Genomic DNA, 25,785 nt, shown 5'->3' with positions numbered 1-25,785 from the left:
AGCGCGGCCCGTGCCGCGAGCAGCGCGGCCCCGACCATGCCGGCGGCGCCGCCGACCACCCATACGTCGCCGAAGCTGCCCTTGTGCTGCGCATGCCGGCGCGCCGGCCACAACGTGCTCGCACCCGTCAGCAGGCCGGCACTCGCCTGTGAGGTCTCGGCATCGACACCCAGGTCGTGGAACCAGATTTGCCCGGCGTGGTCGCGCCCCTGAGCGGTGAACAGACCCGGCTTCAAGGTCAGCAGGCTCAGTGTCCAGCGAGCCTGCACCACGGCGGTCTCGTCAAGCAGTGCCCCCTGCTCGGCGTCCAACCCGCTGGGCAGGTCGATCGACAACACCGGAGTGCCGCCGTCGTTGAGCGACCTCATCGCGGCCAGGGCCCAGCCGGCGGGCGCGCGGGTCAGGCCGATGCCGAACAGGGCGTCGATGGCCAGATTGTCGGGGCCGAGCGGCTCGGGCGGCGCGCTGCTTTCCACCAGTGCGACTCCCGCGGCACGTGCCTTGGCGCCGGCCGCCGCCGCATCGGCTGGCGTTTGCACGGAAGGCGCAAGGCTCACCGTCACCTGCTTGCCGGCGCGCTGCAGCCACGCCGCGGCTTCCAGGCCATCGCCACCGTTGTTGCCGGGACCGGCAGCGATCCAGATGCGTCGTGCATGCGGCGCCAATGCGAGGGCCAGCCGGGCCACCGAGCCGCCGGCACGCTGCATCAGCGTGTGGGGCGGCAAGGCGCGCGCGGCCTCGATCTCCAGCGCACGCGTTGCGGCCACGCCGAACAGCGGCAGCCGCTCCACGTCACGCCGCGAGCCATCGCCCAGAACGGCCCAGGGCATCGCGACATCAAGCATGTTGGCTGACCCGTCAGGCAGACGGCGGGACCGAGGCCGCCCGGGCCAGCGCGAAACTGCCCGGATCGAAGCCGGGCGAGCGTCCGGCGATCTGGTCGGCCAGCAGCCGGGCGCTGCCGCAGGCCAGCGTCCAGCCGTGGTCGGCGTGGCCCAGGTTCAGCCACACGCCGGGGCGGGGGCTGGGGCCGATCAGTGGCAGGCCGTCGGGCAGCGTTGGCCGAGCGCCTTTCCATACCTGGGGCCGCGCAATGTGGGCGGCGCCGGGGAACCAGTCGTTGAGCAGTCGGTACAGCGTCTCGACCGCCGCCCGCCGCTGCGTCTGCACCGAGCCGCCCAGCTCGGCGCAGCCGGCCAGACGCACGCGCTGCCCCAGCCGGCTCATCGCGATGCGGTAGCGCTCGTCGACCAGTGCTGCCTTCGGGCCCCGTTCGGGCGAGCGCAGCGGCGCTGTCAGCGAGTAGCCGTGGATCGGCATCAGCGGCAGCTTGATGCCCAGGCCCGGCAGCAGTTCGGCGGCATCGACACCGGCGGCGATCACCACGGCATCGAAAGCCTCCGCCGACACCGGGTCGAGATAGCGCGCCGCGGCGCGCGCGCGGTGAGCCATCGCGTTGCCGTGCTTGTCGCCGTTGCCGCCGGGGACGGCCGTGGCCCGGCTCGAAGCGAAGCCGGTGGTCAGGGCCAGGTGCTCGAGCTGCAGTTCGGCGCCATCGGAGCGTGTTCCGGTCTCCAGCGCGCGCACCACGGTGCCGAACCGGAACTCGACGCCGAGCCGCTCGGCCGCGTCGCGCAGCAGGTGGGCGAACTGGCGGCAGTTGCCCACGCCGTCCTGGGGCAGCTGGATCCCGCCGGCCAGCGGCTGCTCGCGATGGAGGCCGGGCTCCGTCGCGTGGCAGGCGGCGGCGTCCAGTTCGCGCACGCTGATGCCGAGTTCGCGCAGCAGCGCCAGGCGGGGCTGCGCCGCGGCAACGTCGCGCTCTTCTCGCAGCAGGAGCAACAGGCCCTGCGAGCGTTCGAAATCCAGCTGCAGCCGCTCGTCGAGCACGCGGAGCCGTTCGCGGCTGTACTGCGCCAGTCGCAGCAGCTCGATGTGGCGCTGCGGGAAGTTCGGCGCGCGGCAGGCGCTCCACCAGCGCCACAGCCAGCGCCATTGCATCGCGTCGAAGGAAGGGCGCACGCGCATCGCCGGATGGCGGCTGAACAGGTCGCGTAGCAGGCGGCCGGGAAGGCCGGGCGCTGCCCATGGCGCAACATCGCCCGAGCCCAGCAAGCCGGCATGCGCGAAGCTCGCCTCCGAGGCGACGCTGCTGTGTCGCTCGAACACGGTGACGTCGTGGCCGTCCTCGGCCAGCTCGTAGGCTGTGGTCACGCCGACGATACCGGCGCCGATCACGCCGACCTTCATGAGGATGCTCCAGTGGCCAGCACGGCTTCGACGGCCAGGGCCGTGTCGAGCAGGGCGTCGTCGGCATGGCCGCGCGACCACAGCATCAGGCCGACCGGCGCTTCGCCCGGCGCCTGGCAGGGCAGGCTGATCGCGCAGCCGTCGAGCAGGTTCACGACCGAGGGGTTGCGCAGCAGCAGCGAGTTGACGCGGAAGAATTCCTCGTCGCTCGCTTCCAGCGCGGTGATCGGTGGCGCGAGGATCGGCACGGTCGGGGACAGCACCGCGTCGAAGCCACGCAGCGCCACGTGCATGCGAGCGATCCAGGCGGCGCGTGCCTTCTGCAGGTCGATGTAGTCCGCCGCGCTCATGGCCATGCCGCGGCGGATGCGCGTCACCACGCGGCGGTCGTAGCCGGCTTCTTCGTGTGTCGCGAGCCGGTGCCGGTGCCAGGCCCAGCTTTCGCAGCTCGCGAAACCACCGTTGACCTGCAGCGGCGCCAGGTCGGCCAGCGGCGGGACGTCGAGCGCGACGATCTGTGCGCCGACGCGCGACAACCGGTCCACGGCGCGTTCGAAGGCCGCGGCCACGGCAGGCTCCAGCGCGTCGAGCATCAGCGTTGTCGGCACCGCGAGCCGGGTGGCGCGCAGCGGCCGGCCAGGCAGCGCGACGCGGCGCGCCGACAGCAACTCGTGCAGCAGCACGGCGTCGCGCACCGAGCGCGTCAGGGCCGAGACCGTGTCGAGCGTGGTGGACAGCGGGATGGCTCCCTCGGTCGGCGTCAGCGATGCTGTGTTCTTGAAGCCGACCAGACCCTGCAGCGCCGCCGGGATGCGCACCGAACCGCCGGTGTCCGAACCCAGCGCCGCCCACGCGGCCCCGCCGGCCACCGAGACCGCCGCGCCGGAACTGGAGCCGCCTGGGATGCGCGGCGTGTCGCGGTCCAGGGCTGCCATCGGCACGTTGGCCGGCGTGGGGTGGTGCGGATTGAGGCCAATGCCCGAGAACGCGAACTCGGTCATGTGGGTGCGGCCGATCAACGCTGCGCCGGCTGCCCGCAGCCGCGACACCGCGGGCGCGTCCTGCGCGGCCGGTTCGGCATCGGCCAGTACCGTGGAGCCCGCGGTCGTGACCTGACCGGCGATGTCGAACAGGTCCTTGATGCTGACGGCCAGACCGGCGAGCGGCGGCAGCGGGGCGCCGCTGGAGAACGCGGCGTCGACGGCGCGGGCCGCGGCTCGCGCGCCGACAGCATCGATCTTCAGGAAGGCCGGGGCCACGGCAGCGGAGGCTGCGTGCTGCAGCGAGCGCTCGATCTCCGCGCCGGCGCTGCTCGTGCCGTCAAGCACCCGGGCGCGCCGGGAGAGCAGGTCGTCGGTCATCGGCGTGCTAAACTCTCAGGGTTTTTCTGGAACACGTCGGTGCCTGTCCTGGTCGGTTCGATCGAGGCCGGTTCGGCAAAAGCCGGAAGAACATTTGCAATCCGCAAACCCGGTCGCCAAAAGGTGTTGCAAGACTCGAAAGAGGTCTGCTTGCATGTCGCAACAAAGCGCTGCAATCACTTGCAATTCTGGCCGGATTTTAGACCCAACCTTTGGAGTTTCCATGTCCCTCACCATGCGTGAAATGCTGGAAGCGGGCGTCCATTTCGGACACCAGACCCGCTTCTGGAATCCGAAGATGGCCCCCTTCATCTTCGGCCATCGCAACAAGATCCACATCATCAACCTCGAGAAGACGCTGCCGCTCTTCAACGAGGCGATGAAGTTCACCCGCTCGCTCGCCGCCAAGCGCGGCACGATCCTGATGGTCGGCACCAAGCGCCAGGCGCGCGAAGTGGTTGCCCAGGAGGCCCAGCGCGCCGGTATGCCCTACGTCGACCAGCGCTGGCTCGGCGGCATGCTGACCAACTTCAAGACCGTCAAGGGGTCGCTGAAGAAGCTGAAGGAAATGCAGGCGCAGCAGGAAGCGGGCCTCGAGTCCATGAGCAAGAAGGAAGCGCTGCTGTTCGCCCGCGAGATCGCCAAGCTCGAGAAGGACATCGGCGGCATCCAGGACATGAACGCGCTGCCCGATGCCATGTTCGTCATCGACGTGGGCTACCACAAGATCGCGATTGCCGAGGCGAAGAAGCTGGGCATTCCGGTCATCGGCGTGGTGGACTCGAACCACTCGCCCGAGGGCATCGATTACGTGATCCCGGGCAACGACGACTCCGCGAAGGCCGTGGCGTTGTACGCCCGTGCCGTGGCGGATGCCGCACTCGAAGGCAAGGCCAACGCGGTCAGCGAAGTGGTCGCCGCCGCCCAGAGCACCGACGAGTTCGTGGAAGTCAGCGACGCGGCCTGAGCCCGTCGCAAGGCGCCCCCGCGCACTCATCAAGGGCTGATTCAGCCCCTTTTTTTCAATGATTTCGAAGCGATCGCTGCCCGGAGGCAGCCTCGCTTCACCGAACGGAGAACGCAATGCCCGCAATCACCGCCAGCATGGTCGCCGAACTGCGCGCCAAGACCGACGCCCGATGATGGAGTGCAAGAAGGCCCTCACCGAGGCCGAAGGTGACCTGAACAAGGCCGAGGAACTGTTGCGCGTCAAGCTCGGCAGCAAGGCCAGCAAGGCCGCCTCGCGCGTCACGGCCGAAGGCATCGTCGTGGCGCACATCAGCGGCACGACCGGTGCGCTGATGGAACTGAACTGCGAAACCGACTTCGTGTCCAAGAACGACGACTTCCTGGCCTTCGGCAAGACGCTCGCGGAACTTGTGGTCACCCAGGCCCCGGCGGATGTCGCGGCGCTGTCGGCGTTGGAGATCGCCGGCGTGACGGTGGAGGCCACCCGCACCGCGCTGATCGGCAAGATCGGCGAGAACATCGCGATCCGCCGCTTCAAGCGCTTCAGCGGCGACAGCAAGCTGGTCAGCTACCTGCACGGCACCCGCATCGGCGTGGTGGTCGAGTACACCGGCGACGACGTGGCCGCCAAGGACGTGGCGATGCACGTGGCCGCGATGAAGCCCGTGGCGCTGACCTCGGCCGACGTGCCGGCCGATCTGATCGAGAAGGAGCGCAACGTCGCCGCCGGCAAGGCCGCCGAGGATGCCAAGGCCGCCGAGGCGGCCGGCAAGGCGCCGCAGTCTGCCGAGATCGTCACCAAGCGGGTCGAAGGCTCGGTGCAGAAGTTCCTGAAGGAGGTCTCGTTGTTCAACCAGACCTTCGTGAAGAACGACAAGCAGACCGTCGAGCAGATGCTCAAGGCCGCCAGCACGACGATCAAGGGCTTCACGATGTACATCGTGGGTGAGGGCATCGAGAAGAAGACCGACGACTTCGCCGCCGAAGTGGCCGCCCAGGTGGCCGCTGCCAAGGGGCAGTAAGCGCTGCGCCCGGCCCGGCGCGCGTGCCTGCGTGCCGGGGCCATCCCCTAAACTGCCGTCCTACTGACCGTTCACCCGAGGAGTCCCCCGCATGCCGGCGTTCAAGCGCATCCTGCTCAAGCTTTCCGGCGAGGCCTTGATGGGCGACGACGCCTACGGCATCAACCGCGCGACCATCGTGCGCATGGTGCAGGAGGTTCGCGAGATCACCGAGATGGGTTGCGAGGTGGCGGTGGTGATCGGCGGCGGGAACCTCTTCCGAGGCGTGGCCGGCGGTGCCGTCGGCATGGACCGCGCGACGGCCGACTACATGGGCATGCTCGCCACGGTGATGAATGCACTCGCCCTCGCCGACACGATGCGCCAAGAGGGCATGACCGCCCGGGTGATGTCGGCGATCGGCATCGAGCAGGTGGTCGAGCCCTATGTTCGCCCCAAGGCCTTGCAGTACCTCGAAGAAGGCAAGGTGGTGATCTTCGCCGCCGGCACCGGCAATCCGTTCTTCACCACCGACACCGCCGCCGCGCTGCGCGGGGCCGAGATCGGCGCGCAGATCGTGTTGAAGGCGACCAAGGTCGATGGCGTCTACTCCGCCGATCCGAAGAAGGATCCCGGCGCCACGCGCTACGCCAAGATCAGCTTCGACGAGGCGATCAGCAAGAACCTGCAGGTCATGGACGCGACGGCGTTCGCGCTGTGCCGCGACCAGAAGCTGCCGATCAAGGTGTTCTCGATCTTCAAGCCCGGTGCCCTCAGGCGCGTGGTGACGGGAGAGGACGAGGGCACCCTGGTGCATGTGTGAACCCGTCCGAGGATCGCAACAACATGAGCATCGCAGACATCAAGAAGACGTTCGAGCAGAAGTCGGCACGTTCGATCGAATCCTTCAAGTCGGAACTGCAGAAGATTCGCACCGGCCGCGCCCACCCCGGCATCCTGGACCAGGTGCACGTCGAGTACTACGGCTCGATGGTGTCGATCAGCCAGGTGGCCAACGTGAGCCTGCTCGACGCCCGCACCATCAGCGTCCAGCCGTGGGAAAAGGGCATGGGCCCGAAGATCGAGAAGGCGATCCGCGAGTCGGACCTGGGCCTGAATCCGTCGTCGCAGGGTGAGCTGCTGCGCGTTCCGATGCCGGCGCTGAACGAAGAACGCCGCCGCGACCTCACGAAGGTGGTGCGCGGCGCCGGCGAGGACGCACGGATCGCGGTGCGCAACCTGCGCCGCGACGCCAACGACCAGGCCAAGAAGCTCCTGAAGGACAAGGCCATCTCCGAAGACGACGAGCGCCGCTCGCTCGACGAGGTGCAGAAGCTCACCGACCGCGTGATCGCCGAGATCGACCGACTGGTGCAGTCCAAGGAAGCCGAGATCCTCGCGGTTTGAGAGCCTCCGGTGTGCGTAGCGCCTCCGCCGTGAGCCAGGCCCCCGCCGCGATCCCGCGCCACGTGGCCGTGGTGATGGACGGCAATGGCCGCTGGGCCAGCAAGCGCTTCATGCCGCGCTTCGTCGGGCACAAGCAGGGCGTCGACGCGCTGGTGCGCACCGTCAAGGCTTGCGCCGATCGTGGCATCGAGTACCTCACGGTGTTCGCGTTCTCCAGCGAGAACTGGAAGCGGCCCGAAGAAGAGGTGTCGGGTCTGATGGGGCTGGTGCTGGTGGCGGTCTCCAAGTACCTGGCCAAGCTGGCGAAGGAGGGCGTGCGCATCCGCATCGTCGGCGACCGCGATGCGGTGTCCGACAAGGTGCGAGAGGCCTGGGCGGAGGCCGAGCGCAGCACCGCGCACAACACGCGCATCACCTTGTCGGTCGCGTTCAACTACGGTGGCCGCTGGGACGTGCTGCAGGCCTGCCGGCAGGCGATCGCCGACGGCATACCGGCTGACCAGCTGAACGAGGCCCGGCTGGGACAGTACATGGCGCTCAGCCACGCGCCCGATCCCGATCTTTTCATCCGCACCGGTGGCGAGGTCCGGATCTCGAATTTCCTGCTGTGGCAGGCGGCCTACTCGGAGCTGTACTTCACCGATTGCCTGTGGCCGGACTTCGGTGACGTCGAGCTGGATGCTGCGCTGGCCGCCTACGCCGCGCGCGATCGCCGCTATGGTGGCGTGAAGCCGGTCGCAGCGGTGGCGGCCGATCCGCAGGCCACGGTCTGAGCTCGGCCCGCACGATGCTCAAGCAACGCATCATCACGGCGCTGCTGTTGCTCGCGGCACTCCTTCCGGCCTTGTTCGCCGCGGCCCTGTGGCCGTTCGCGCTGCTGCTGCTGGTGATGATCGGTGCCGCCGGCTGGGAGTGGGGGCGCCTGAACGGTCTCGGATCGGTGGGTGCGGTAGCGCTGGGCGGACTGGTGGCCGCGGGCGGATCGGCAGCCTACGGTCTGGGCTGGCCCGACGTGGCGGCGGAGGGCGCCGGGTGGTGGTGGGTCGCGACCGCGGCCTGGGTTCTGGGCGGCGCGTGGGTCCTGCGCCGTGGCGTCGCCGGCTGGCCGACCCTGAGCCCGCCGCTGCGCTGGATGCTCGGCGCGCTGCTGCTGTGGAGCGTCTGGCTGGCGATGGTGGCCGCCAAGGCACGCGGCGTGAACTTCCTGCTCTCGGTGTTCACGCTGGTGTGGGCGGCCGACATCGCCGCCTATTTCGGCGGCCGCGCCTTCGGTCGGCGCAAGCTGGCGCCGGCCATCAGTCCGGGCAAGAGCTGGGAGGGCGTGTGGAGCGGCATGGCTGGCGTGCTGGTGCTCGCCCTGGTCTGGATCGCCCTCGATCGGTACACCGGCCAGTCGGTGTCCAGCCTGTACAGCCAGTTGCTCGAACGGCTCGGGTTCGCCGGGCTGGCCGTGGCACTGGTGTTTCTCACGGCAATGAGCGTCGTCGGCGATCTGTTCGAGTCGCTGGTCAAGCGCAGTGCCGGCGCCAAGGACAGCAGCGCGCTGCTGCCGGGCCACGGCGGCGTGCTCGACCGTATCGACGCGTTGCTGCCGGTGTTCCCACTGGCGCTGGCGCTGTGTTCCTTCTGAAGACGCCATGACGATGCAACGTGTGTGCCTTCTCGGTGCCACCGGCTCCATCGGTGTCAGCACCCTCGATGTGATCGCGCGCCATCCCGACCGCTACGAACTGTTCGCACTCAGCGCCCACAGCCGAATCGACGAACTGGCGGCGCAGTGTCTGCAGTTCCGGCCGCGCTACGCGGTGTTGCCGGACGCCGCGGCAGCGCAGACGCTGCGCGAGCGGCTCGCGGGCAGCGGTGTCGAAGTGCTGTCCGGCGCGGCCGCACTGGCCGAGGTAGCGGCCCACCCGGAGGTGGACACGGTGATGGCGGCGATCGTCGGCGCCGCCGGGCTGGCGCCCTGCCTGGCTGCTGCGCGCGCCGGCAAGCGCCTGCTGCTGGCGAACAAGGAGGCGCTGGTGGTGGGCGGTGCGCTGTTCATGGCGGCGGTGAAGGAAGGCGGCGCCACGCTGCTGCCGATCGACAGCGAACACTCGGCGATCTTCCAGTGCCTGCCGGAGGATCGCAGCACCTGGGCGCGGCGCATCGATCACATCGTGCTGACGGCTTCAGGCGGGCCGTTCCGCAGCCGTGACCCGGCCAGCCTGCGCGACGTCTCGCCCGACGAGGCCTGCGCCCATCCGAACTGGGTCATGGGCCGCAAGATTTCAGTCGATTCGGCGACGATGATGAACAAGGCGCTCGAGGTGATCGAGGCCCGCTGGCTGTTCGACCTGCAGCCCGAGCAGGTGCGTGTCGTTCTGCACCCTCAGAGCATCATCCACTCGATGGTGGTATGCCGCGATCATTCGGTGCTGGCGCAGCTCGGAACGCCCGACATGCGCGTCCCGATCGCCTACGGGCTGGCGTGGCCGGAACGGATCGAGTCCGGAGCCGAGCAACTCGACTTCCTGCGGCTGGGGGCTCTCAGCTTCGAGCCGGCCGACGAGCGCCGCTACCCCGGGCTGCCGCTGGCCTGGGCCGCCCTGCGCGGGCCCGAGGGCGGCACGGCGGTGCTGAATGCCGCGAACGAGGTGGCCGTGGCGGCCTTCCTGGCCGGAACGATCCGCTTCGACCAGATTCACAGCGTCAATGCCCACACCTTCGAACGCACGCCGCTTGGCGCCGGGGCCGCGGCCTCGCTCGCGGGCCTGCTCGCGCTGGACGCGGAAGCCCGCAGCGTGGCGCGCCAGCACCTGAAAGCCCTGTCATGACCACCTTGCTGGCCTTCCTGCTGACGCTCGCCATCCTGATCGTCGTGCACGAGTACGGGCACTACCGGGTTGCCGTGGCCTGTGGCGTGAAGGTGCTGCGCTTCTCGGTCGGTTTCGGGCGGGTCGTGTGGCGCCGCCAGCGGGGGAGACCGAGTTCGTCGTCTCGATGCTGCCCCTGGGCGGTTACGTGAAGATGCTCGACGAACGCGAGGGTTCGGTGCCCGCTGCCGAACGCGCTCGGGCCTATAACAACCGACCGCTGTGGCAGCGATCGAGCATCGTGGCGGCCGGCCCGGCCGCCAACCTGCTGCTCGCAGTGCTGCTGTACGCCGCGGCCAACTGGGTCGGGCTGGAGGAACCCAAGGCCGTCCTCGGCGCGCCGACGGTCGGCAGCATTGCCGATCGCGCGGGCCTGGCGGCGGGCGACTGGGTGCGGGGCGTCGTGCAGGACGACGGCGGTATCGAGCCGGTGCAGTCGATGACCGATCTGCGCTGGCAGCTGACCGACGCCGCCCTGCGCGGCGAACGCATCGCGCTGCGCATCACCGACGCCCAGGGGCACGGCGAGCGCACGGTGCGCCTGGCGCTCGAGGGCGTGGACGCTCGCGAGGTCGATGCCGAGCTGATGCGCCGCATCGGCATCGGCGCGCCGTTCAGCGAGCCGGTGCTCGGCAAGCTGGTCGAGGGCGGACCCGCCGCGCGGGCCGGGCTGCGTGAAGGCGACCGCGTGCTGGGCGTCGATGGCGCCCGCATCGACGATGCCGGACGGCTGCGCGAGACGATCCGTGCGGCCGTGCGGGACGGCGTGCCGGTCCCGATGGCGTGGGAGGTACAGCGGGGCAGCGAGCGGCTATCGCTGACCGTGATGCCGGGGCTGCTGACCGACGGCGCCCGCAGCGTGGGCCGGATCGAGGCCTACGTGGGGCAGGCGCCGGAAACGATCACGGTGCGCTACGGCGTGGTCGATGGCCTGGTGCGCGGTGCCCAACGGACCTGGGAAGTGGCGGCACTGAGCTTGCGCATGCTGGGCAAGATGCTGATCGGCGAGGCCTCGCTGAAGAACCTGAGCGGGCCGCTGACGATCGCCGACTACGCCGGCCAGTCGGCACAACTCGGCTGGCTACTACCTCGGCTTCCTCGCACTGGTGAGCGTCAGTCTCGGCGTGCTCAATCTGCTGCCGTTGCCGATGCTCGACGGCGGACACCTCATGTATCATCTTTTCGAAGGAGTGACAGGGCGGCCGGTCTCTGAGGTGTGGCTCGATCGGCTGCAGCGCGGGGGGCTGGCAATCATGCTCGTGATGATGTCACTCGCCCTCTACAACGACGTGGCCCGCCTGCTGGGCCTGCATTGACCGCATGGCCTTCTCCCGCGCGCTCCTCCTGTCGACGGTCCGTCCGTCGCTCTCCTTGGCCACCCCTTCCGCGTTGCGCCCCTCGATTCTCGCCGCCGCCCTGGCGGTGGCAATGCACGCGGCGCCGGTGTGGGCGGTCGAGCCCTTCGTGCTCAAGGACATCCGTGTCGAAGGCCTGCAGCGGGCCGACGCCGGTACCATTTTCGGCGCGCTGCCGTTCCGTATCGGCGACACCTACAGCGACGAGAAGGGCGCCGCCGCGCTGCGCGCGCTGTTCGCCACCGGCCTGTTCAAGGACGTGCGACTGGACGTCGATAACGACGTGGTCGTCGTCATTGTCGAGGAGCGGCCGATCATCTCGTCGGTGACCTTCGTCGGGCTCAAGGAGTTCGACAAGGACGCGCTGACCAAGTCGCTGAAGGATGTGGGCATCGGCGAAGGCCAGCCGTTCGACCGCGCCCTGGCCGACCGTGCCGAACAGGAACTCAAGCGCCAGTACCTCACGCGCAGCCTCTACGGTGCCGAGGTCGTGACCACCATCACTCCGGTGGAGCGCAACCGCGTCAACGTCACCTTCACCGTCAGCGAAGGCGAGGTTGCGAAGATCAGCGACATCCGCATCACCGGCAACAAGGTGTTCTCGGAAAGCACGCTGCTCGGGCAGTTCGAGCTGACCACCGGCGGTTGGCTCACGTGGTACACGAAGACGGATCGCTATTCGCGTACCAAGCTCAATGCCGACCTCGAGACACTGCGCGCCTATTACCTGAACCGCGGCTATCTCGAGTTCACCGTCGACTCCACCCAGGTGGCCATCTCGCCGGACAAGCAGAACATTTCGATCACGATCAACGTGACCGAAGGTCAGCCCTATACCGTGACGGCGGTCCGCCTCGAGGGTGAGTACCTCGGCAAGGAAGACGACTTCAAGGCGCTGGTGGCCATCAAGCCGGGCGAGGCGTATCGCGCCGAGACGGTCGCCGAAACGACCCGCCGCTTCACCGAGATGTACGGCGCGTTCGGCTACGCCTTTGCACGCGTCGAGCCGCGGACCGAGATCGACCGTGCCACCGGGCGCGTCGAGGTGGTGCTGGTCGGCGAGCCGAGCCGCCGGGTCTACGTACGCCGCGTGAACGTGGCAGGCAATACCCGCACCCGCGACGAGGTGGTGCGGCGCGAATTCCGGCAGTTCGAGTCGTCCTGGTACGACGGCCGGCGCATCAAGCTGTCGCGCGACCGCGTGGACCGGCTCGGCTACTTCAGCGAGGTCACCATCGACACCGCCGAGGTGCCGGGTGCGCAGGACCAGGTCGATATCACCGCCCAGGTGGTCGAGAAGCCGACCGGCAATCTGCAACTGGGCGCCGGCTTCTCCAGCGCGGAGAAGGTCTCGCTGACCTTCGGCATCCGACAGGACAACATCTTCGGCAGCGGCAACTACCTGGCTTCGAGGTCAACACCAGCCGCTACAACCGCAACATCGTGGTCAGCACGGTCGATCCGTACTTCACGGTCGACGGCATCTCGCGCGCCATCGACGTGTTCTACCGAACGGCCAGGCCGATCAACAGCCAGGGCGAGGATTACAAGCTGGTGACGCAGGGCGGGGCGATCCGTTTCGGCGTGCCGTTCAGCGAGTTCGATACCGTGTTCTTCGGCGCGGGCTGGGAGCGGACCCAGATCGAGGCCGGTGTCTCGATCCCGAACAGCTATTTCCTGTACCGTGAGGCCTTCGGTGACACGACCGACAGCCTGCCGCTGACGCTCGGTTGGCAGCGCGACGGCCGCGACAGCGCGCTGGTCCCCACCTCCGGTCTCTACCAGCGGCTGAACGCCGAATGGAGCGTGGCGCTCGACACCCGGTATCTGCGCACCAACTACCAGATCCAGCAGTGGATTCCGCTGTCGAAGAAGTACACGCTGGGCCTCAATGCCGAAGCCGGCTGGGGCAAGGGCTTCGGCGGCCGTCCGTATCCGATCTTCAAGAACTTCTACGGCGGCGGCCTCGGGTCGGTGCGGGGCTTCGACCAGAGCTCGCTGGGCCCGATCGACGTGACCGGCGCCTACATCGGCGGCAACCGCAAGCTCAACCTGAATGCCGAGTTCTACGTCCCGGTGCCCGGCTCGGGCAACGACCGCACGCTGCGCCTGTTCGGCTATCTCGACGCCGGCAACGTGTGGGGCGAGGACGAGAAGCTCAGCCTCGGCGACCTGCGTGCCGCGGCCGGCATCGGCCTGAGTTGGGTCTCGCCGGTCGGGCCGCTCAAGATCAGCTACGGTCAGCCGGTGCGCAAGTTTGCGCAGGATAGAATTCAAAAGTTGCAATTCCAGATCGGGACCGCGTTCTGATGAAGACCTTGTCATTGATGCCGATGCTTGCCGCGGCGGTGCTCGCTGCCGGAGTGACGGCGGCGGCAGCGCAGGAACTGAAGATCGGCTACGTGAACAGCGAACGCGTGCTGCGCGAGGCAGGCCCCGCGAAGGCGGCCCAGGCCAAGCTGGAATCCGAGTTCTCCAAACGCGAGAAGGAATTGGCGGACGTCGCTGCGAAGCTGAAGACCGCTTCGGAAAAACTCGAGAAGGATGCGCCCACCCTGGCCGAAGGCGATCGCAGCCGCCGTCAGCGCGACCTGGTCGAGCAGGACCGCGAGTTCCAGCGCAAGCGGCGCGAGTTCCAGGAAGACCTGAACCAGCGGAAGAATGAGGAACTGGCCGGTGTGGTCGATCGCGCCAACAAGGTGATCAAGCAGATCTTCGAGACCGAGAAGTACGACGTCATCCTCCAGGAAGCCGTGTTCGCGGGTCCGCGCGTCGACATCACCGACAAGGTGATCAAGGCGCTGAACGGCGCGAAGTGAGGCGCGTGGCCGCGCGGTGATCGACTCGGCAGAGGTCACTCTCGGCGACATCGCCGCAGCACTCGGCGGCGAGCTGATCGGCCCGAAGTCACTCGACATCGCCCGCATCGGGCCGCTCGAGGACGCCGACGCCGCCACCATCTCCTTTCTGGCCAATCCGCGCTACCGCGCCCAGCTGGCCGGCAGTTCGGCAGGCTGCGTGATCGTGGCGCCGGCCCTGCGTGACGAAGCGGTGGCCCGCGGTGCGGCGATCGTCACGCCCGATCCCTATCTCTATTTCGCGCGCCTGACCCAATGGTGGGCGCGGCGCGTGCGGCCGGCAGCGGTCACCGGGGTGCACCCGAGCGCGGTGGTCGATCCCGGCGCACGGCTTGGCGCTGGCGTCAGCATCGGCGCGCTGGCGGTCGTCGAGGCCGGCGCGCAGATCGACGACGGTGCGGAGATCGGTGCGCAGTGCTTCGTCGGGCGCGCGGCGCGCGTCGGCGCAGGCACTCGGCTGCATCCGCGCGTGACCCTGGCGTTTGAGTGCGTGGTCGGTGCCCGCTGCATCGTCCACAGCGGCGCCGTCATCGGCGCCGACGGCTTCGGCTTCGCGCCGAGCCGCGAGCACGGCTACGTGAAGATCGAGCAACTGGGCGCCGTGCGCATCGGCGACGACGTGGAGATCGGCGCCAACACCTGCATCGACCGCGGTGCGCTCGGCGACACCGTGATCGAGGACGGCGTGAAGCTCGACAACTTGATCCAGATCGCCCACAACGTGCGAATCGGCCGGGGCACTGCGATGGCCGCCTTCACCGGCGTGGCCGGCAGCACGCGCATCGGCGAAGGCTGCACCTTCGGTGGCGGCGCCGGCGTGGTCGGCCACGTGAGCATCGCCGACGGTGTGCACGTCTCGGCTCACACGGCCGTGCTGCGCTCGATCGACAAGCCCGGCGTGTACACCGGCATCTTCCCGCTGGCCGAGAATCGCGCGTGGGAAAAGACCGCGGTCACGCTGCGCCAGTTGCCGGCGCTGCGCGAGCGCATCCGCGCACTGGAGCGCCAGGCCGCTGCCGCTTCCGACCAAGAACCAGGCGCCGCCGACGCGAACGGCGCCGAGAACACGCCATGATGGACATTCACCAGATCCTCGAGAAACTGCCGCATCGCTATCCGTTCCTGCTGGTGGACCGGGTGCTGGAGGTCGAGGCCGGCGTGCGCATCAAGGCGCTGAAGAACGTCACGATCAACGAGCCGTTCTTCGTCGGGCACTTTCCGCACCGGCCGGTGATGCCGGGGGTGCTGATGCTGGAGGCGCTGGCGCAGGCCGCCGCGTTGCTGAGCTTTGCCGACAACAACCTGCAGTCCGACAAGAACTCGGTGATCTATTTCGTCGGCATCGACGGTGCGCGCTTCAAGCGGCCTGTGGAGCCCGGCGACCAGCTGATCCTCGAGGTCGAGGCCGATCGCGTCCGCGGCGGCATCCACAAGTTCAAGGCACGCGCCACGGTCGCCGGGGAACTGGCCTGCGGTGCCGAGCTGATGTGCACGATGCGCAGCGTCGCCTGAAGGCGCCGGCGATGAGCACGGTCCATCCCACCGCGATCGTCGATCCGCAAGCACAGCTCGCGCCTGACGTCCAGGTCGGGCCGTATGCGGTCATCGGTCCCCACGTGAGCATCGGTGCCGGCACCACGATCGGTGCGCACTGCGTGATCGAGGGCCACACGACGATCGGGACCGACAACCGCATCTGGCAGTTCTGCTCCATCGGCGCGGCACCGCAGGACAAGAAATACGCTGGCGAGCCCACCCGGCTCGAGATCGGCGACCGCAATACCATCCGCGAGTTCTGCACCTTCAACTGCGGCACCGCGCAGGACAGCGGCGTCACCCGCGTCGGCAACGACAACTGGGTGATGGCCTACGTGCACATCGCGCACGACGTGCAGCTCGGCAGCCAGTGCATCCTGGCCAACAACGCCACGCTGGCCGGCCATGTGCACGTGGGCGACTGGGTCATCATCGGCGGCCTCACCGGCGTGCATCAGTTCGTGAAGATCGGCGCGCACGCGATGGCCGGTTTCCAGACCGCGCTGTCGCAGGACGTGCCCCCCTTCATGATGGTCGACGGCAACCCGGCCGAGGTGCGCGGCTTCAACGTCGAGGGGCTGCGCCGGCGCGGTTTCGGCGCGGAGCGTATTGCCCAGGTCAAGCAGATGCACCGCCTGCTCTATCGCAAGGGGCTGACGCTCGACGAGTCGAAGGCGTCCATCGCCGCATTGCAGGGCGGTGTCGACGGCGGTGATGAGGATCTCGGGCTGATGCTCGATTTCCTCGCCGCCTCCAAGCGCGGCATCGTCAGATAGCACCACCATGCAGCTCGGCATGGTCGCTGGCGAAGCCTCTGGCGACCTGCTCGCCGGCTTGTTGATGGGGGGCCTGAAGGCCCGCTGGCCGACGCTGCAGGCGGCCGGTATCGGCGGCCCCGACATGGTGGCCCAGGGCTTCGAGGCCTGGTGGCCCAGCGAGCGACTTTCGGTGCACGGCTACGCCGAGGCGCTGAGGGTCTACCGCCAGCTCGTCGCGCTGCGTACCGAGCTCGGCGACCGTCTGCTGGCGCAGCGCCCTTCGGCTTTCATCGGCATCGATGCGCCCGATTTCAACCTCGGCCTCGAGGCACGCCTGAAGGCAGCCGGCTCAAGACCATCCACTTCGTCTGCCCGTCGATCTGGGCCTGGCGCGGCGGGCGGGTGCACAAGCTGGCCGCGTCGGCCGACCATGTGCTGTGCCTCTTTCCGTTCGAGCCGGCGCTGCTGGCGAAGGCGGGCGTGCCCGCCAGCTACGTGGGCCATCCACTGGCCGATGCGATTCCGTTGGACGTACCGCGCGCCGCCGCTCGCGCTGCGCTTGGCCTGGGTGACGGCGAGACCGTGGTGGCCGTGATGCCCGGCAGCCGCCGCGGCGAGATCCGCCACATTGCTCCCGACTTCCTGCGCGCCGCACGGCGGCTGCGCACGGCGCGGCCTGGCCTGCGCTGCCTGCTGCCGGTCGCGCCCGGCCTGCGTGCGATGGTCGAGGCGGCGGTGGCCGAAGCCGGTGCGCAGGAGGCGGTGGAGCTGGTCGACGGCCGTTCGCACGAGGTGATGGCCGCCAGCGACGTGGTGATGGTGGCCAGCGGCACCGCCACGCTGGAAGCCGCGTTGTTCAAACGGCCGATGGTGATCGGCTACCGCGTCCACTGGCTCAACTGGCAGGTGATGCGCCACATGCGCTACCAGCTGGGTGGGCCTGCCGAACGTGCTGAGCGAGGACTTTGTCGTTCCCGAACTGCTGCAGCACGCGATGACGCCGGACGCGCTGGCCACCGAAACGCTGCGCTGGCTCGACGATCCGGCTGCCTGCGAGCGCATCGCGGGGCGCTTTACAGAGCTCCATTTCCTGCTCCGGCGCGACACCGCTCGCGCCGCCACCGATGCGATCGCGCAAGTCATCGCGGGCTGAGGCGCCGGGCCTGCCGACCGACCGGCAGCTCGGCCTGTCATGGGACGTCCCGGGCCTGCTGGCCGGTGTCGACGAAGCCGGCCGCGGGCCGCTGGCCGGGCCGGTGGTGGCCGCGGCGGTGATCCTCGATGACGTGCAGCCGATCCGCGGCCTGGGCGACTCCAAGGTCCTGAGCGAGCGGGTGCGCGAGCGGCTGTTCGACGAGATCCGCGCGAAGGCGCTGTGCTGCTGCATCGCCGAGGCCAGCGTCGAGGAGATCGACACGCTCAACATCCTGCAGGCCACGCTGCTGGCGATGCGCCGCGCGGTTGCGGGCCTGCGGCTGCGGCCGAACAAGGTGCTGGTCGACGGCAACCGGCTGCCGGTGTTACAGGTGCCGGCCGAGGCCATCGTCAAGGGGGACGCGAAGGTGGCTGCGATCTCGGCGGCGTCGATCCTCGCCAAGGTGCATCGCGACCGTCTCTGCCTCGCGCTTCACGAGGCGCACCCGCAGTACGGCTTCGCGGGCCATAAGGCTACCCGACGCCCGACCACCTTGCGGCGCTGCGCGTCCACGGGGCCTGCGGCGCGCACCGACGCAGCTTCGCGCCGGTGCGCGAGGTGTTGCTGGAGCGGCGGCCGTGACCAGCGGCCCTCAGTTCATCAGCTCGCGCGACAACGCGCTGCTCGTGCGGCTGCGCAAGCTGGCGCAGGACCCGGGGGCCTACCGCAAGCTCCGCGCGGTCTGGCTCGAGGGCGACCATCTGTGCGAGGCCTGCGTGTCGCGCGGCGTCGTGCCGGCGCAGGCGGTGGTCAGCGAGGCTGGCTGGGTCGATCCGCGGTTGCAGCGGCTGGCGCGAGCGGCGCCGCGCATCGCGGTCGTGGCCGACGCGCTGTTCGCGCAACTCAGCGGCCTGGAGTCGCCGGCCCGGCTGGGCTTCGTGCTCGATCACGCGACCGAGGCGACGGCGGTGCAGGCGGGGGTGGCGACCGTCGTGCTCGACCGGCTGCAGGATGCCGGCAACGTCGGCAGCGTCCTGCGCAGTGCAGCAGCGCTCGGCGTGGTGCAGGTCGTCGCGCTCAAGGGAACCGCGGCGCTGTGGTCGTCGAAAGTGCTGCGCGCCGGCATGGGCGCGCATTTCGCGCTGCACCTGGTCGAATCGGCCGAGGTCGGAGACCTGGACGCGCTGGGCGTGCCGCTGCTGGCCACCAGTTCCCACGCCGGCCTCGCGCTGGCCGAGGGACGATTGCCGAGTCCCTGTGGCTGGGTGCTCGGGCACGAAGGCCAGGGCGTCGGCAAGGCGCTGCTGGCGCGCTGCAGCGAAACGCGGCGCATCCCGCAGCCGGGCGGCCAGGAATCGCTGAACGTGGCTGCTGCCGCCGCGATCTGTCTCTACGAGTCGCTGCGCCAGCGCGGCAGCGCGTAGCGCGCGGGGTCGAGCGCGTCGCGCAGATCGGCTTCGAGCGGGCAGGGCGCGCCGCTGATCCACGAGGCCAGCAACTGGCCACCGAGCGCGGCCCAGGTGATGCCACGCGAACCGAGGCCGGTGAAGACATAGAGACCGCCTCGCGCGTCGCGCTGGCGCGGCACGAAGCGCGGCTGGTCGGCGCGCGAGGTGCGGTCCAGCGCCTCCAGGTCGGGCACTGCACCGATCAGCGGCAGCCGATCGCTCGTCACTGCGCGCCACCCCACGCGGCCCTGCCAGGGCAGGCTGGACCAGGCTTCGACGTCGCCGCCCGACAGTCCTGCGAGCTGTTGCAGATTGAGTCGGTGGTCGGCATCGCGCAGCGCGGGATCGATGTCGTCGGGCTGGCTGGTGGCGCCGAAGAGCAGCCGACCGCCCGTCTGCGGCAGCACATAGCCGCCGCCGGCGACCGGCAGGCGCGGGCAGGGCAGGGTGGCGGGGTGACCGTCGGTCGCCAGGCTGCTGATCTGTCCACGCACCGCCGTCAGCGGCCACGGCACCTCACCGCGGCCGGAGGCCAGCAGGCCGTTCGCACCGAGCCCGTTGGCCAGCACCAGCACCGGTGCTTCGGCGATCACCTGGCGCTGTTCGTCGAGCACGCGCCACAGGCCGCTATGCCGCTCGATGGTCGCCACGTCGGTGCCACCCCGAAAGCGGGAGCCACTGCGCGCAAGCAGTTCGCGCGCATAGTCGCGCGGCGCGAGCCAGCCGCCGCCCGGGTAGAACCAGGCGCCGCTCGGCAGGGCGAGGCCGGAGAGCGTGCTCGCGACGGCCCGGTCCATCCAGTCGATATAGCCGGGGCGATCTGCTGGGCCGCCATTGCCGCGCGCGCCGCGTCGTCCGACCACCTCGATTCGAGGCGCAGGCAGCCAGCGAGCTGGCCGGACACTCGGCCCTGCGCGATCCACGCGCCGGCCAGGCGTTCGGTCGCCAGTGCCGCGGCTCGCAGTGTGCGGGCATGCGGACCGTCGTCGCGGTGGAAGCTGCCGTGGAACAGGCCGGCCGGATTGCCAGACGTGACGTCGGCCGGCTCCGCCGCACGATCCAGCAGCTGGCACTGCCAGCCCTGTTGCGACAACGCCCAGGCTGCCGCGCAGCCGGCCAGACCGGCGCCGATCACCAAGGCTTCGCGTGAGGCCGCGTCGTGCGCATGCCAGCCACCGGGCGGGGGCACCGCGATGTGCCTTGGTGTGAATCGCGCCACCGTGATGTCGCGCTTGCCGCCGGTACCGGCTGTGGTTTCCACCGTGAAGCCGGCTGCCGAGAGCCCGTCACGCACGACCCGCGCAGCGCTCCAGGTCGCCGCGGTTGCGCCGGGCGCGGCGAGCCGGCCCAGGCGCTGAAGTCGGCGCGGCTCCCACATCTCAGGATTGCGGGCCGGGGCGAACCCGTCGAGGAAGAAGGCGTCGACCGACACCACCAATTGCGGCAGCAGCAAGGCCACGTCACCGAAACCCAGCAGCAGTTGCACGCGACCGCCTTCGAAGGCGATCGGATGCAGATTCGGCGTCGACAAGGGCCAGGCCGAAACCAGTGCACGGGCCAATTCGGGCAGCGGTGAAGCCGCGTGCGCACGAGCCAGGTCCTCGCGCGTCAGCGGATGCTTCTCGATCGAGACGAACACCAGCCGCTCGCAGCGCTGCGGGTCACGTTGCCAGGCGTCCCAGGTGGCGAGGAAGTTGTTGCCCAGGCCGAAGCCGGTCTCGAGGATCACGAAGCGCCCGCGACCGCCCCAGCGCGCCGGCAGCCGGTTACCGCCGAGGAAGACGTGGTGTGCCTGCTGCAGCGCGCCCGCCGCCGGGTGGTAGACATCGCCGAACTCCGGCGCCAGCGGCACGCCGTCGGGTGAGAAGGCCAGGCGGCCTGGCGTGATCGGCGCCGTCTTCATGCCGACGCGCGCGCGGCGAGCCAGACCAGCAGGGCGTCACGTGCCGGGCCGAGGCCGCGATAGGCGAGCACCGCATCGCTCATCGTCGACAGCGCGGCATGCAATGCAGTGGCCTGGCGTGGCGTCGTGATGGCCTGCGTCATCGCTTGCACGTTCACATGGATCGTGAACACGGCCTGCTGCAGCGCGGGCAGCGGAATGAAGGTCTGGTGCTCGGTGCGCCAGTGAGCAGCCTCGGCCACGGCCTGCGGGTCGTCGGGCCAAGGCAGCCGCGCGTGGCGGGCCGGATGTTGGTCGTGCGACGGGTGCGTCGTCAGGTTCCAAACGAATCGCTCCCAGCGTTGCGACTGGCAGACCAGCCGCGTCAGGTGCTGGCTGGCCGCGATCAGCGTGGCGTTGTCGGCCACCGGCCCATGCACCGCAGCGAAGGAGCGACCGACCTTCTCGGACGGCGCCCAGTGCGAGGGCAGGCAGACCGCCATCCAGGGCAGCGTGGCCCGCGCGCCATCGACGATGGCCAGATCCTCGTGCAGCGTGAGGCTCAGCAGGCCCGACAGGCGTTGCGCGGGCGGCATCGCCGTGAGGCAGGCGAGCGCCGCTTCGTGCGGCCAGGGCGCCGCGCCGCCGGCATCGGCCAACCTGCCGTCCCAGCGCACGCGACCGCCGAGCCGGTGGGCGGTGACGCCCTCCTCATCGGCGCTCAACGCCGTGAGGGGATCCCGGGCGGCCTCGTGGACCAGCGCCCGCAACGCGGGCAGCGGGTCGAAGTCCGGTGCGCAGAGCAGCGCTTCGCCGGCATGCCGCGTCAGCACCGTGAGCTTCTCGGCGAACGCCGGTGCGGCCGGGTTCAGCGCCGTCAACTGGACCGTCGCCGGCGCCAGCTTGCGCAGCCCCGGCTGCATGCGAAAGGGCGCGCCGACGGCGGCATCGAAGTCGAACCCTGGGTTCATGGTCCGGATGGTGCCTGCAGCCGCCGTGCAGCACCAGAAACGGCAAGGGCACCCGCAGGTGCCCTCGTTCGCGGCGAAGCGAGTTCGCTCACACGCGCTTGCGGTACTCGTGCGTGCGGGTGTCGATCTCGACCTTGTCGCCGGTCTGCACGAACAGCGGCACCGAGATCTCGAAGCCGGTGGCCAGCTTCGCGATCTTCAGCACCTTGCCCGAGGTGTCGCCCTTGACGGCCGGCTCGGTTTCGGTGATCTCGCGCACCAGGCTGGTCGGCAGTTCGACCGAGATGGCCTTGCCGTCGTAAAACACCACCTCGACCGGCATGCCGTCCTCGAGGTACTGGATCGCGTCGCCCATGTTCTCGGATTCCACCTCGAACTGGTTGTATTCGGCGTCCATGAACGCATACATCGGGTCGGCGAAGTAGGAGTAGGTGCACTCCTTCTTCTCGAGCACGATCTGGTCCATCTTGTCGTCGGCCTTGAACACCACTTCGGCACCGGAGCCGTTCAGCAGGTTCTTCATCTTCATGCGCACCGTGGCGGAGTTGCGGCCGCCGCGGCTGTATTCGGTCTTGAGCACGACCATCGGGTCCTTGCCCTGCATGATCACGTTACCGGCGCGGATTTCCTGTGCGAGTTTCATAGTGATTCCGTGTTGGAAGGGGCGGGTCCGTGGCGGCCCGGCCATGCTGCCCAGCGGCAGCGCCGCCTTCTTTCGAGACAACTCGGCATTTTAGCCTCTGTCCGCCGCGAAGCGAAGCAGACAGTCGGTGGCGTCGGGCAGGGCGGCCAGGTGCGCGCTCCAGTCGCGGGCAAGGCGCTGCCAATCCTTCCCTTCGGGCCAGGTCGGCCGGGTAACGCCGGACAGACCGTTCCACCCGTGCCATAGCGCGCGGATCTGCACACCCTGGGCGGGTGCGGCCGCGTCGAGGTAACGGTCCAGGAAGGCGTCCAGCTTGACGGCATGGAAGTCGTCCACCTGCGGGTAGATCTGCCAGATGAAGGGCACGCCCGCCCATTGCGCGCGCGAGAACGAATCCTCTCCGCGCACGAAGTTGAGGTCGCTGGCCCACAGCAGGTGATCGAACTCGTCCTGTGGCAGGTAGGGCAACATCACGGTTCGCAGCGCACCCGTCCGACCGCCGTCGCCGAGCGCGGACCGCACCTGCCGTGCCGCCCGGTCCGGCGTCACCAGGAGGACCGTGGGCACCTCGGCCAGGCTGTCCAGCCAGGTTGGCAAGGCCGCGTTTTCGTAGCAGAACAGGCTGACCACGCGTTCACCCTGCTGGCGCTGCACGCCGTGGGATGCCAGCCAGGCCGTGGCGTCGAAGGCCGCACGGCGCGGCAGCAACTCAGGTTCGCGGATCAGGCCGGCGGTGCGCGGCGTGAAGCCGGGGTAGAGGAACCACTTGCTCAGCCCCTGGCCGGGACCTTCGAGCTGCGGCGAGGGCAGCCCATGGCTGCGCTCCACGTAGGACTCGGCGCTCAGGTACTCGAAGTTGATCCACACCGGCGGGCAGGGGCGCCGCATGCGCTGCACGAAGGTCGCAGGGAGCTGGCACCCGAAGGTCTCGACGACCACGTCGCCCGGCTCGCGGTCCGGCAGCGGCTCGGCCCAGCGCAGCACCTCGACACCAGGCTGCCCGGCCGGGGCCATCCAGGCGAGTGCCGACGGGTCGTCGATCCACAGCCGGACCTGCTGACCGCGCCGCGCCAGGTCGGCAGCGAGCCGCCACGACACGCCGACATCGCCGAAGTTGTCGATCACGTGGCAGAACAGGTCCCATCGCAGCGGCTGTGTCATCGGCGGGATTATCGACAGGGCCACGCTGCACAATCCGCGACCATGACGGCCGCTTCCCCCGACGACACGGTGCCTCCGCCCGACGCCGCCGCAACAGCGGCAGCCGGCGACGAGGCGCGGGACCGCCTGGCGATCGAGGTGGCGGCCTTGCCCAGCCTGCCGGGCGTCTACCGCTACTTCGACGCGCAGGGGACGCTGCTCTATGTGGCAAGGCCGGCAACCTGAAGAAGCGGGTGTCGAGCTACTTTCAGAAGAACCATGGCGGCACGCGCACCGGCCACATGGTCGGCAGGATCGCTCGGCTGGAGACCACGGTGGTGCGCTCCGAGGCCGAGGCGCTGCTGCTCGAGAACAACCTGATCAAGACGCTGAACCCGAAGTTCAACATCCTGTTCCGCGACGACAAGAGCTATCCCTACCTCAAGATCACCGGCGCCGCGGTCGCCGGCGGGCCGTCGCCTGCCGCTGGCACGGCGGCCGCCGTCGACTATCCGCGCATGGCCTACTACCGCGGTGGGGTCGACAAGCGGCATCGCTACTTCGGCCCCTACCCGAGCGCCTGGGCTGTGAAGGAATCGATCCAGCTGCTGCAGAAGGTGTTCCGCCTGCGCACCTGCGAGGACACGGTGTTCAACCACCGCACGCGGCCCTGCCTGCTGTACCAGATCAAGCGCTGCTCGGGGCCCTGCGTGCAGGCCATCGGGGCCGCGGACTACGCACGCGATGTCCGCAACGCCGAGCGCTTTCTGCTCGGTGAGCAGCAGGAGGTGATGGGTACGCTGCAGGCGCAGATGATGGCGTACGCCGATGCGCTGGAGTTCGAGAAGGCCGCCGAGATCCGGAATCAGCTCGGGGCCCTGTCGCGGGTGCTGCACCAGCAGTCGGTCGAGACCAACGCCGACGGCGCCTTCGACAAGGACGCCGACATCCTGGCCGCGGTGGTGCAGGGGGGGCGCGCCTGCGTCAATCTGGCCATGGTGCGGGGCGGCCGGCACCTGGGCGACCGGCCCTATTTCCCGACGCATGTCGAGGAGGCGAGTGCACTCGAGGGGATGGAGGACGCCGCCGGGCCGGTCGCCGCGGTGGCCCCGCCCCAGGCCCGCGTCGAGGTGCGGGTACTGGAGGCCTTCATCGCCCAGCACTACCTCGACGGTGCGCCCCCGCCACTGTTGATCACCAGCCATGCGATCGACAAGGCGCTCGTCGAGGCGCTGACCGAAGCCAGCGGCGTGCGCGTTACGGCCCAGCACCAGCCGCGCGACCAGCGCCGGCAGTGGCTGGAGATGGCGGAGAAGAACGCACGCATCAAGCTCACGCAGTTGCTGGGCGAGGAAGGCTCGCAGCAGGCCCGCACGCGGGCCCTGGTCGATGCGCTCGACCTGGCACCCGACCAGTTGGAGCGCTTCCGCATCGAATGCTTCGACATCAGTCACACGGCCGGCGAGGCGACCCAGGCCTCGTGCGTGGTGTTCGAGGAGCACAAGATGCAGCCGGCCCAGTACCGGCGCTACAACATCACTGGCATCACCCCCGGCGACGACTACGCGGCCATGCGCCAGGTGCTGACGCGCCGGTACGCCAAGCTCGCCGAGGCATCCGCCCAGGGCACGGCGCGGCTGCCCGACCTCGTGCTGGTGGACGGCGGCAAGGGCCAGGTGGCGATGGCGCGCGACGTGTTCGAGGAGCTCGGGCTCGACCTGTCCCTGATCGTCGGGGTCGAGAAGGGGGAAGGCCGCAAGGTCGGCCTGGAAGAACTGGTGTTCGCCGATGGCCGCGCCAAGGTCCACCTTGGCAAGGACTCGGCCGCGCTGATGCTGGTGGCACAGATCCGTGACGAGGCCCACCGCTTCGCGATCACCGGCATGCGCGCCCGGCGTGCCAGTGTGCGCACCGGCGGCAGCCGGCTGGAGGACATCGCCGGCATCGGGCCCAAGAAACGTGCGAAGCTGCTGCAGCGCTTCGGCGGCGCACGCGGCGTGGCCAGTGCGAGCGTGGACGACCTGTCGAGCGTCGATGGCATTTCGAGAGAACTGGCGGAGGAGATCTACCGTGTCCTGCACTGAAGAATCGTCGGCGCGACGCACGCGCTGGCACGTGGCCCGCCTCGGGGCCGCACTGGCGTTGACGCTGGGCGCCTGCTCGACCACCGCACCACCGACGCCGAAGCCGGCGCCTGCCCGCCCTGCGGCGCCTGT

18 protein-coding genes and 7 pseudogenes are annotated in these 25,785 nt (G+C 69.4%); 17 read left to right on the top strand and 8 right to left on the bottom strand.

Annotated elements, in window-relative coordinates:
• The 3 genes from x551_RS06600 to x551_RS06590 form a co-directional block, all read right to left on the bottom strand.
• A partial coding sequence (locus tag x551_RS06600; RefSeq protein ID WP_081771242.1) for an NAD(P)H-hydrate epimerase occupies window positions 1-830 on the bottom strand: 830 nt, incomplete at its 3' end.
• Between the two features lie 28 nt (window positions 831-858).
• Complete coding sequence (locus tag x551_RS06595) at window positions 859-2,250, bottom strand: FAD-dependent oxidoreductase (RefSeq protein ID WP_036247905.1); 1,392 nt, start codon at window positions 2,248-2,250, stop codon at window positions 859-861.
• Window positions 2,247-3,611: an amidase gene (locus x551_RS06590; protein WP_036247902.1), complete on the bottom strand. Its 1,365-nt coding sequence runs from the start codon at window positions 3,609-3,611 to the stop codon at window positions 2,247-2,249. The genes x551_RS06595 and x551_RS06590 overlap by 4 nt, the downstream gene beginning before the upstream one ends.
• A gap of 223 nt (window positions 3,612-3,834) precedes the next feature.
• Between x551_RS06590 and rpsB the strand changes: the two genes are divergently transcribed.
• The 16 genes and pseudogenes from rpsB (at window position 3,835) to x551_RS06515 (ending at window position 18,909) form a co-directional block, all read left to right on the top strand.
• A complete protein-coding gene (gene rpsB, locus x551_RS06585; RefSeq protein WP_036230121.1) occupies window positions 3,835-4,578 on the top strand; it encodes a 30S ribosomal protein S2 in 744 nt (247 codons plus the stop codon).
• Window positions 4,579-4,694: 116 nt separating this feature from the next.
• Window positions 4,695-5,602, top strand: a pseudogene (gene tsf / locus x551_RS06580) (translation elongation factor Ts).
• Between the two features lie 91 nt (window positions 5,603-5,693).
• The gene (gene pyrH / locus x551_RS06575; RefSeq protein WP_011829572.1) at window positions 5,694-6,404 is read left to right on the top strand and encodes a UMP kinase; all 711 of its coding nucleotides are present in this window, start codon (window positions 5,694-5,696) and stop codon (window positions 6,402-6,404) included.
• A gap of 23 nt (window positions 6,405-6,427) precedes the next feature.
• Window positions 6,428-6,988, top strand: coding sequence for a ribosome recycling factor (gene frr, locus x551_RS06570; RefSeq protein ID WP_011829571.1), 561 nt, complete (start codon window positions 6,428-6,430; stop codon window positions 6,986-6,988).
• A gap of 29 nt (window positions 6,989-7,017) precedes the next feature.
• Window positions 7,018-7,761 carry a polyprenyl diphosphate synthase gene (uppS, locus tag x551_RS06565; RefSeq protein ID WP_036230143.1) on the top strand — a complete coding sequence of 248 codons (744 nt, stop codon included), beginning with the start codon at window positions 7,018-7,020 and terminating at the stop codon, window positions 7,759-7,761.
• A gap of 14 nt (window positions 7,762-7,775) precedes the next feature.
• Window positions 7,776-8,618 (top strand): phosphatidate cytidylyltransferase, encoded by an 843-nt coding sequence (locus x551_RS06560; protein ID WP_036230118.1) that lies wholly within the window; start codon window positions 7,776-7,778, stop codon window positions 8,616-8,618.
• Between the two features lie 7 nt (window positions 8,619-8,625).
• Window positions 8,626-9,804: a 1-deoxy-D-xylulose-5-phosphate reductoisomerase gene (gene ispC, locus x551_RS06555; RefSeq protein ID WP_036247899.1), complete on the top strand. Its 1,179-nt coding sequence runs from the start codon at window positions 8,626-8,628 to the stop codon at window positions 9,802-9,804.
• Window positions 9,801-11,159: pseudogene (gene rseP, locus x551_RS06550) on the top strand (RIP metalloprotease RseP). Before ispC ends, rseP begins: the two are co-directional and overlap by 4 nt.
• A 112-nt stretch (window positions 11,160-11,271) precedes the next feature.
• Window positions 11,272-13,508, top strand: a pseudogene (bamA, locus tag x551_RS06545) (outer membrane protein assembly factor BamA).
• Window positions 13,508-14,017, top strand: a complete 510-nt coding sequence (locus x551_RS06540; protein WP_011829565.1) for an OmpH family outer membrane protein — start codon at window positions 13,508-13,510, stop codon at window positions 14,015-14,017. The pseudogene bamA and the gene x551_RS06540 overlap by 1 nt, the downstream one beginning before the upstream one ends.
• Before the next feature lie 19 nt (window positions 14,018-14,036).
• A complete protein-coding gene (gene lpxD / locus x551_RS06535; protein ID WP_148211034.1) occupies window positions 14,037-15,131 on the top strand; it encodes a UDP-3-O-(3-hydroxymyristoyl)glucosamine N-acyltransferase in 1,095 nt (364 codons plus the stop codon).
• Entirely contained in the window at window positions 15,128-15,568 is a 441-nt protein-coding gene (gene fabZ, locus x551_RS06530; protein WP_036230115.1) for a 3-hydroxyacyl-ACP dehydratase FabZ, read from the top strand. The genes lpxD and fabZ overlap by 4 nt, the downstream gene beginning before the upstream one ends.
• Window positions 15,569-15,579: 11 nt before the next feature.
• Window positions 15,580-16,368 (top strand): acyl-ACP--UDP-N-acetylglucosamine O-acyltransferase, encoded by a 789-nt coding sequence (gene lpxA / locus x551_RS06525; RefSeq protein ID WP_036230140.1) that lies wholly within the window; start codon window positions 15,580-15,582, stop codon window positions 16,366-16,368.
• A 7-nt stretch (window positions 16,369-16,375) separates the two neighbouring features.
• Window positions 16,376-17,503 (top strand): annotated as a pseudogene (lpxB, locus tag x551_RS06520) (lipid-A-disaccharide synthase).
• Window positions 17,475-18,097, top strand: a pseudogene (rnhB, locus tag x551_RS24145) (ribonuclease HII); the annotation flags it as partial. The pseudogenes lpxB and rnhB, both read left to right, overlap by 29 nt.
• A gap of 26 nt (window positions 18,098-18,123) precedes the next feature.
• Window positions 18,124-18,909, top strand: a complete 786-nt coding sequence (locus tag x551_RS06515; RefSeq protein WP_036230112.1) for an RNA methyltransferase — start codon at window positions 18,124-18,126, stop codon at window positions 18,907-18,909.
• Here x551_RS06515 and mnmC read toward each other — a convergent pair.
• The 5 genes and pseudogenes from mnmC to earP all read right to left on the bottom strand — a co-directional run bounded on the left by mnmC (window position 18,876) and on the right by earP (window position 23,590).
• Window positions 18,876-19,730 (bottom strand): FAD-dependent 5-carboxymethylaminomethyl-2-thiouridine(34) oxidoreductase MnmC, encoded by an 855-nt coding sequence (mnmC, locus tag x551_RS27000; RefSeq protein ID WP_253950311.1) that lies wholly within the window; start codon window positions 19,728-19,730, stop codon window positions 18,876-18,878. The genes x551_RS06515 and mnmC overlap by 34 nt on opposite strands.
• A 71-nt stretch (window positions 19,731-19,801) precedes the next feature.
• Window positions 19,802-20,836, bottom strand: a pseudogene (mnmD, locus tag x551_RS26995) (tRNA (5-methylaminomethyl-2-thiouridine)(34)-methyltransferase MnmD); the annotation flags it as partial.
• Window positions 20,833-21,786 carry a heme-dependent oxidative N-demethylase subunit alpha family protein gene (locus x551_RS06505; RefSeq protein WP_036230107.1) on the bottom strand — a complete coding sequence of 318 codons (954 nt, stop codon included), beginning with the start codon at window positions 21,784-21,786 and terminating at the stop codon, window positions 20,833-20,835. The gene x551_RS06505 and the pseudogene mnmD, both read right to left, overlap by 4 nt.
• A gap of 88 nt (window positions 21,787-21,874) precedes the next feature.
• Window positions 21,875-22,429, bottom strand: coding sequence for an elongation factor P (gene efp / locus x551_RS06500; protein WP_036230106.1), 555 nt, complete (start codon window positions 22,427-22,429; stop codon window positions 21,875-21,877).
• Window positions 22,430-22,519: 90 nt separating this feature from the next.
• A complete protein-coding gene (gene earP, locus x551_RS06495; protein ID WP_036230102.1) occupies window positions 22,520-23,590 on the bottom strand; it encodes an elongation factor P maturation arginine rhamnosyltransferase EarP in 1,071 nt (356 codons plus the stop codon).
• A gap of 42 nt (window positions 23,591-23,632) precedes the next feature.
• On the opposite strand from earP, the pseudogene x551_RS06490 reads away from it, so the two are divergent.
• Window positions 23,633-25,653, top strand: a pseudogene (locus x551_RS06490) (excinuclease ABC subunit UvrC).
• Window positions 25,654-25,785: the final 132 nt, after the last annotated feature.

This window comes from Methylibium sp. T29 (genome assembly GCF_000576205.1).
In the GTDB taxonomy this organism is placed as follows: domain Bacteria; phylum Pseudomonadota; class Gammaproteobacteria; order Burkholderiales; family Burkholderiaceae_C; genus Methylibium; species Methylibium petroleiphilum.
The sequence above is the reverse complement of the archived record's forward strand: the minus strand, read 5'-3'. Positions and strand labels throughout refer to the sequence as shown.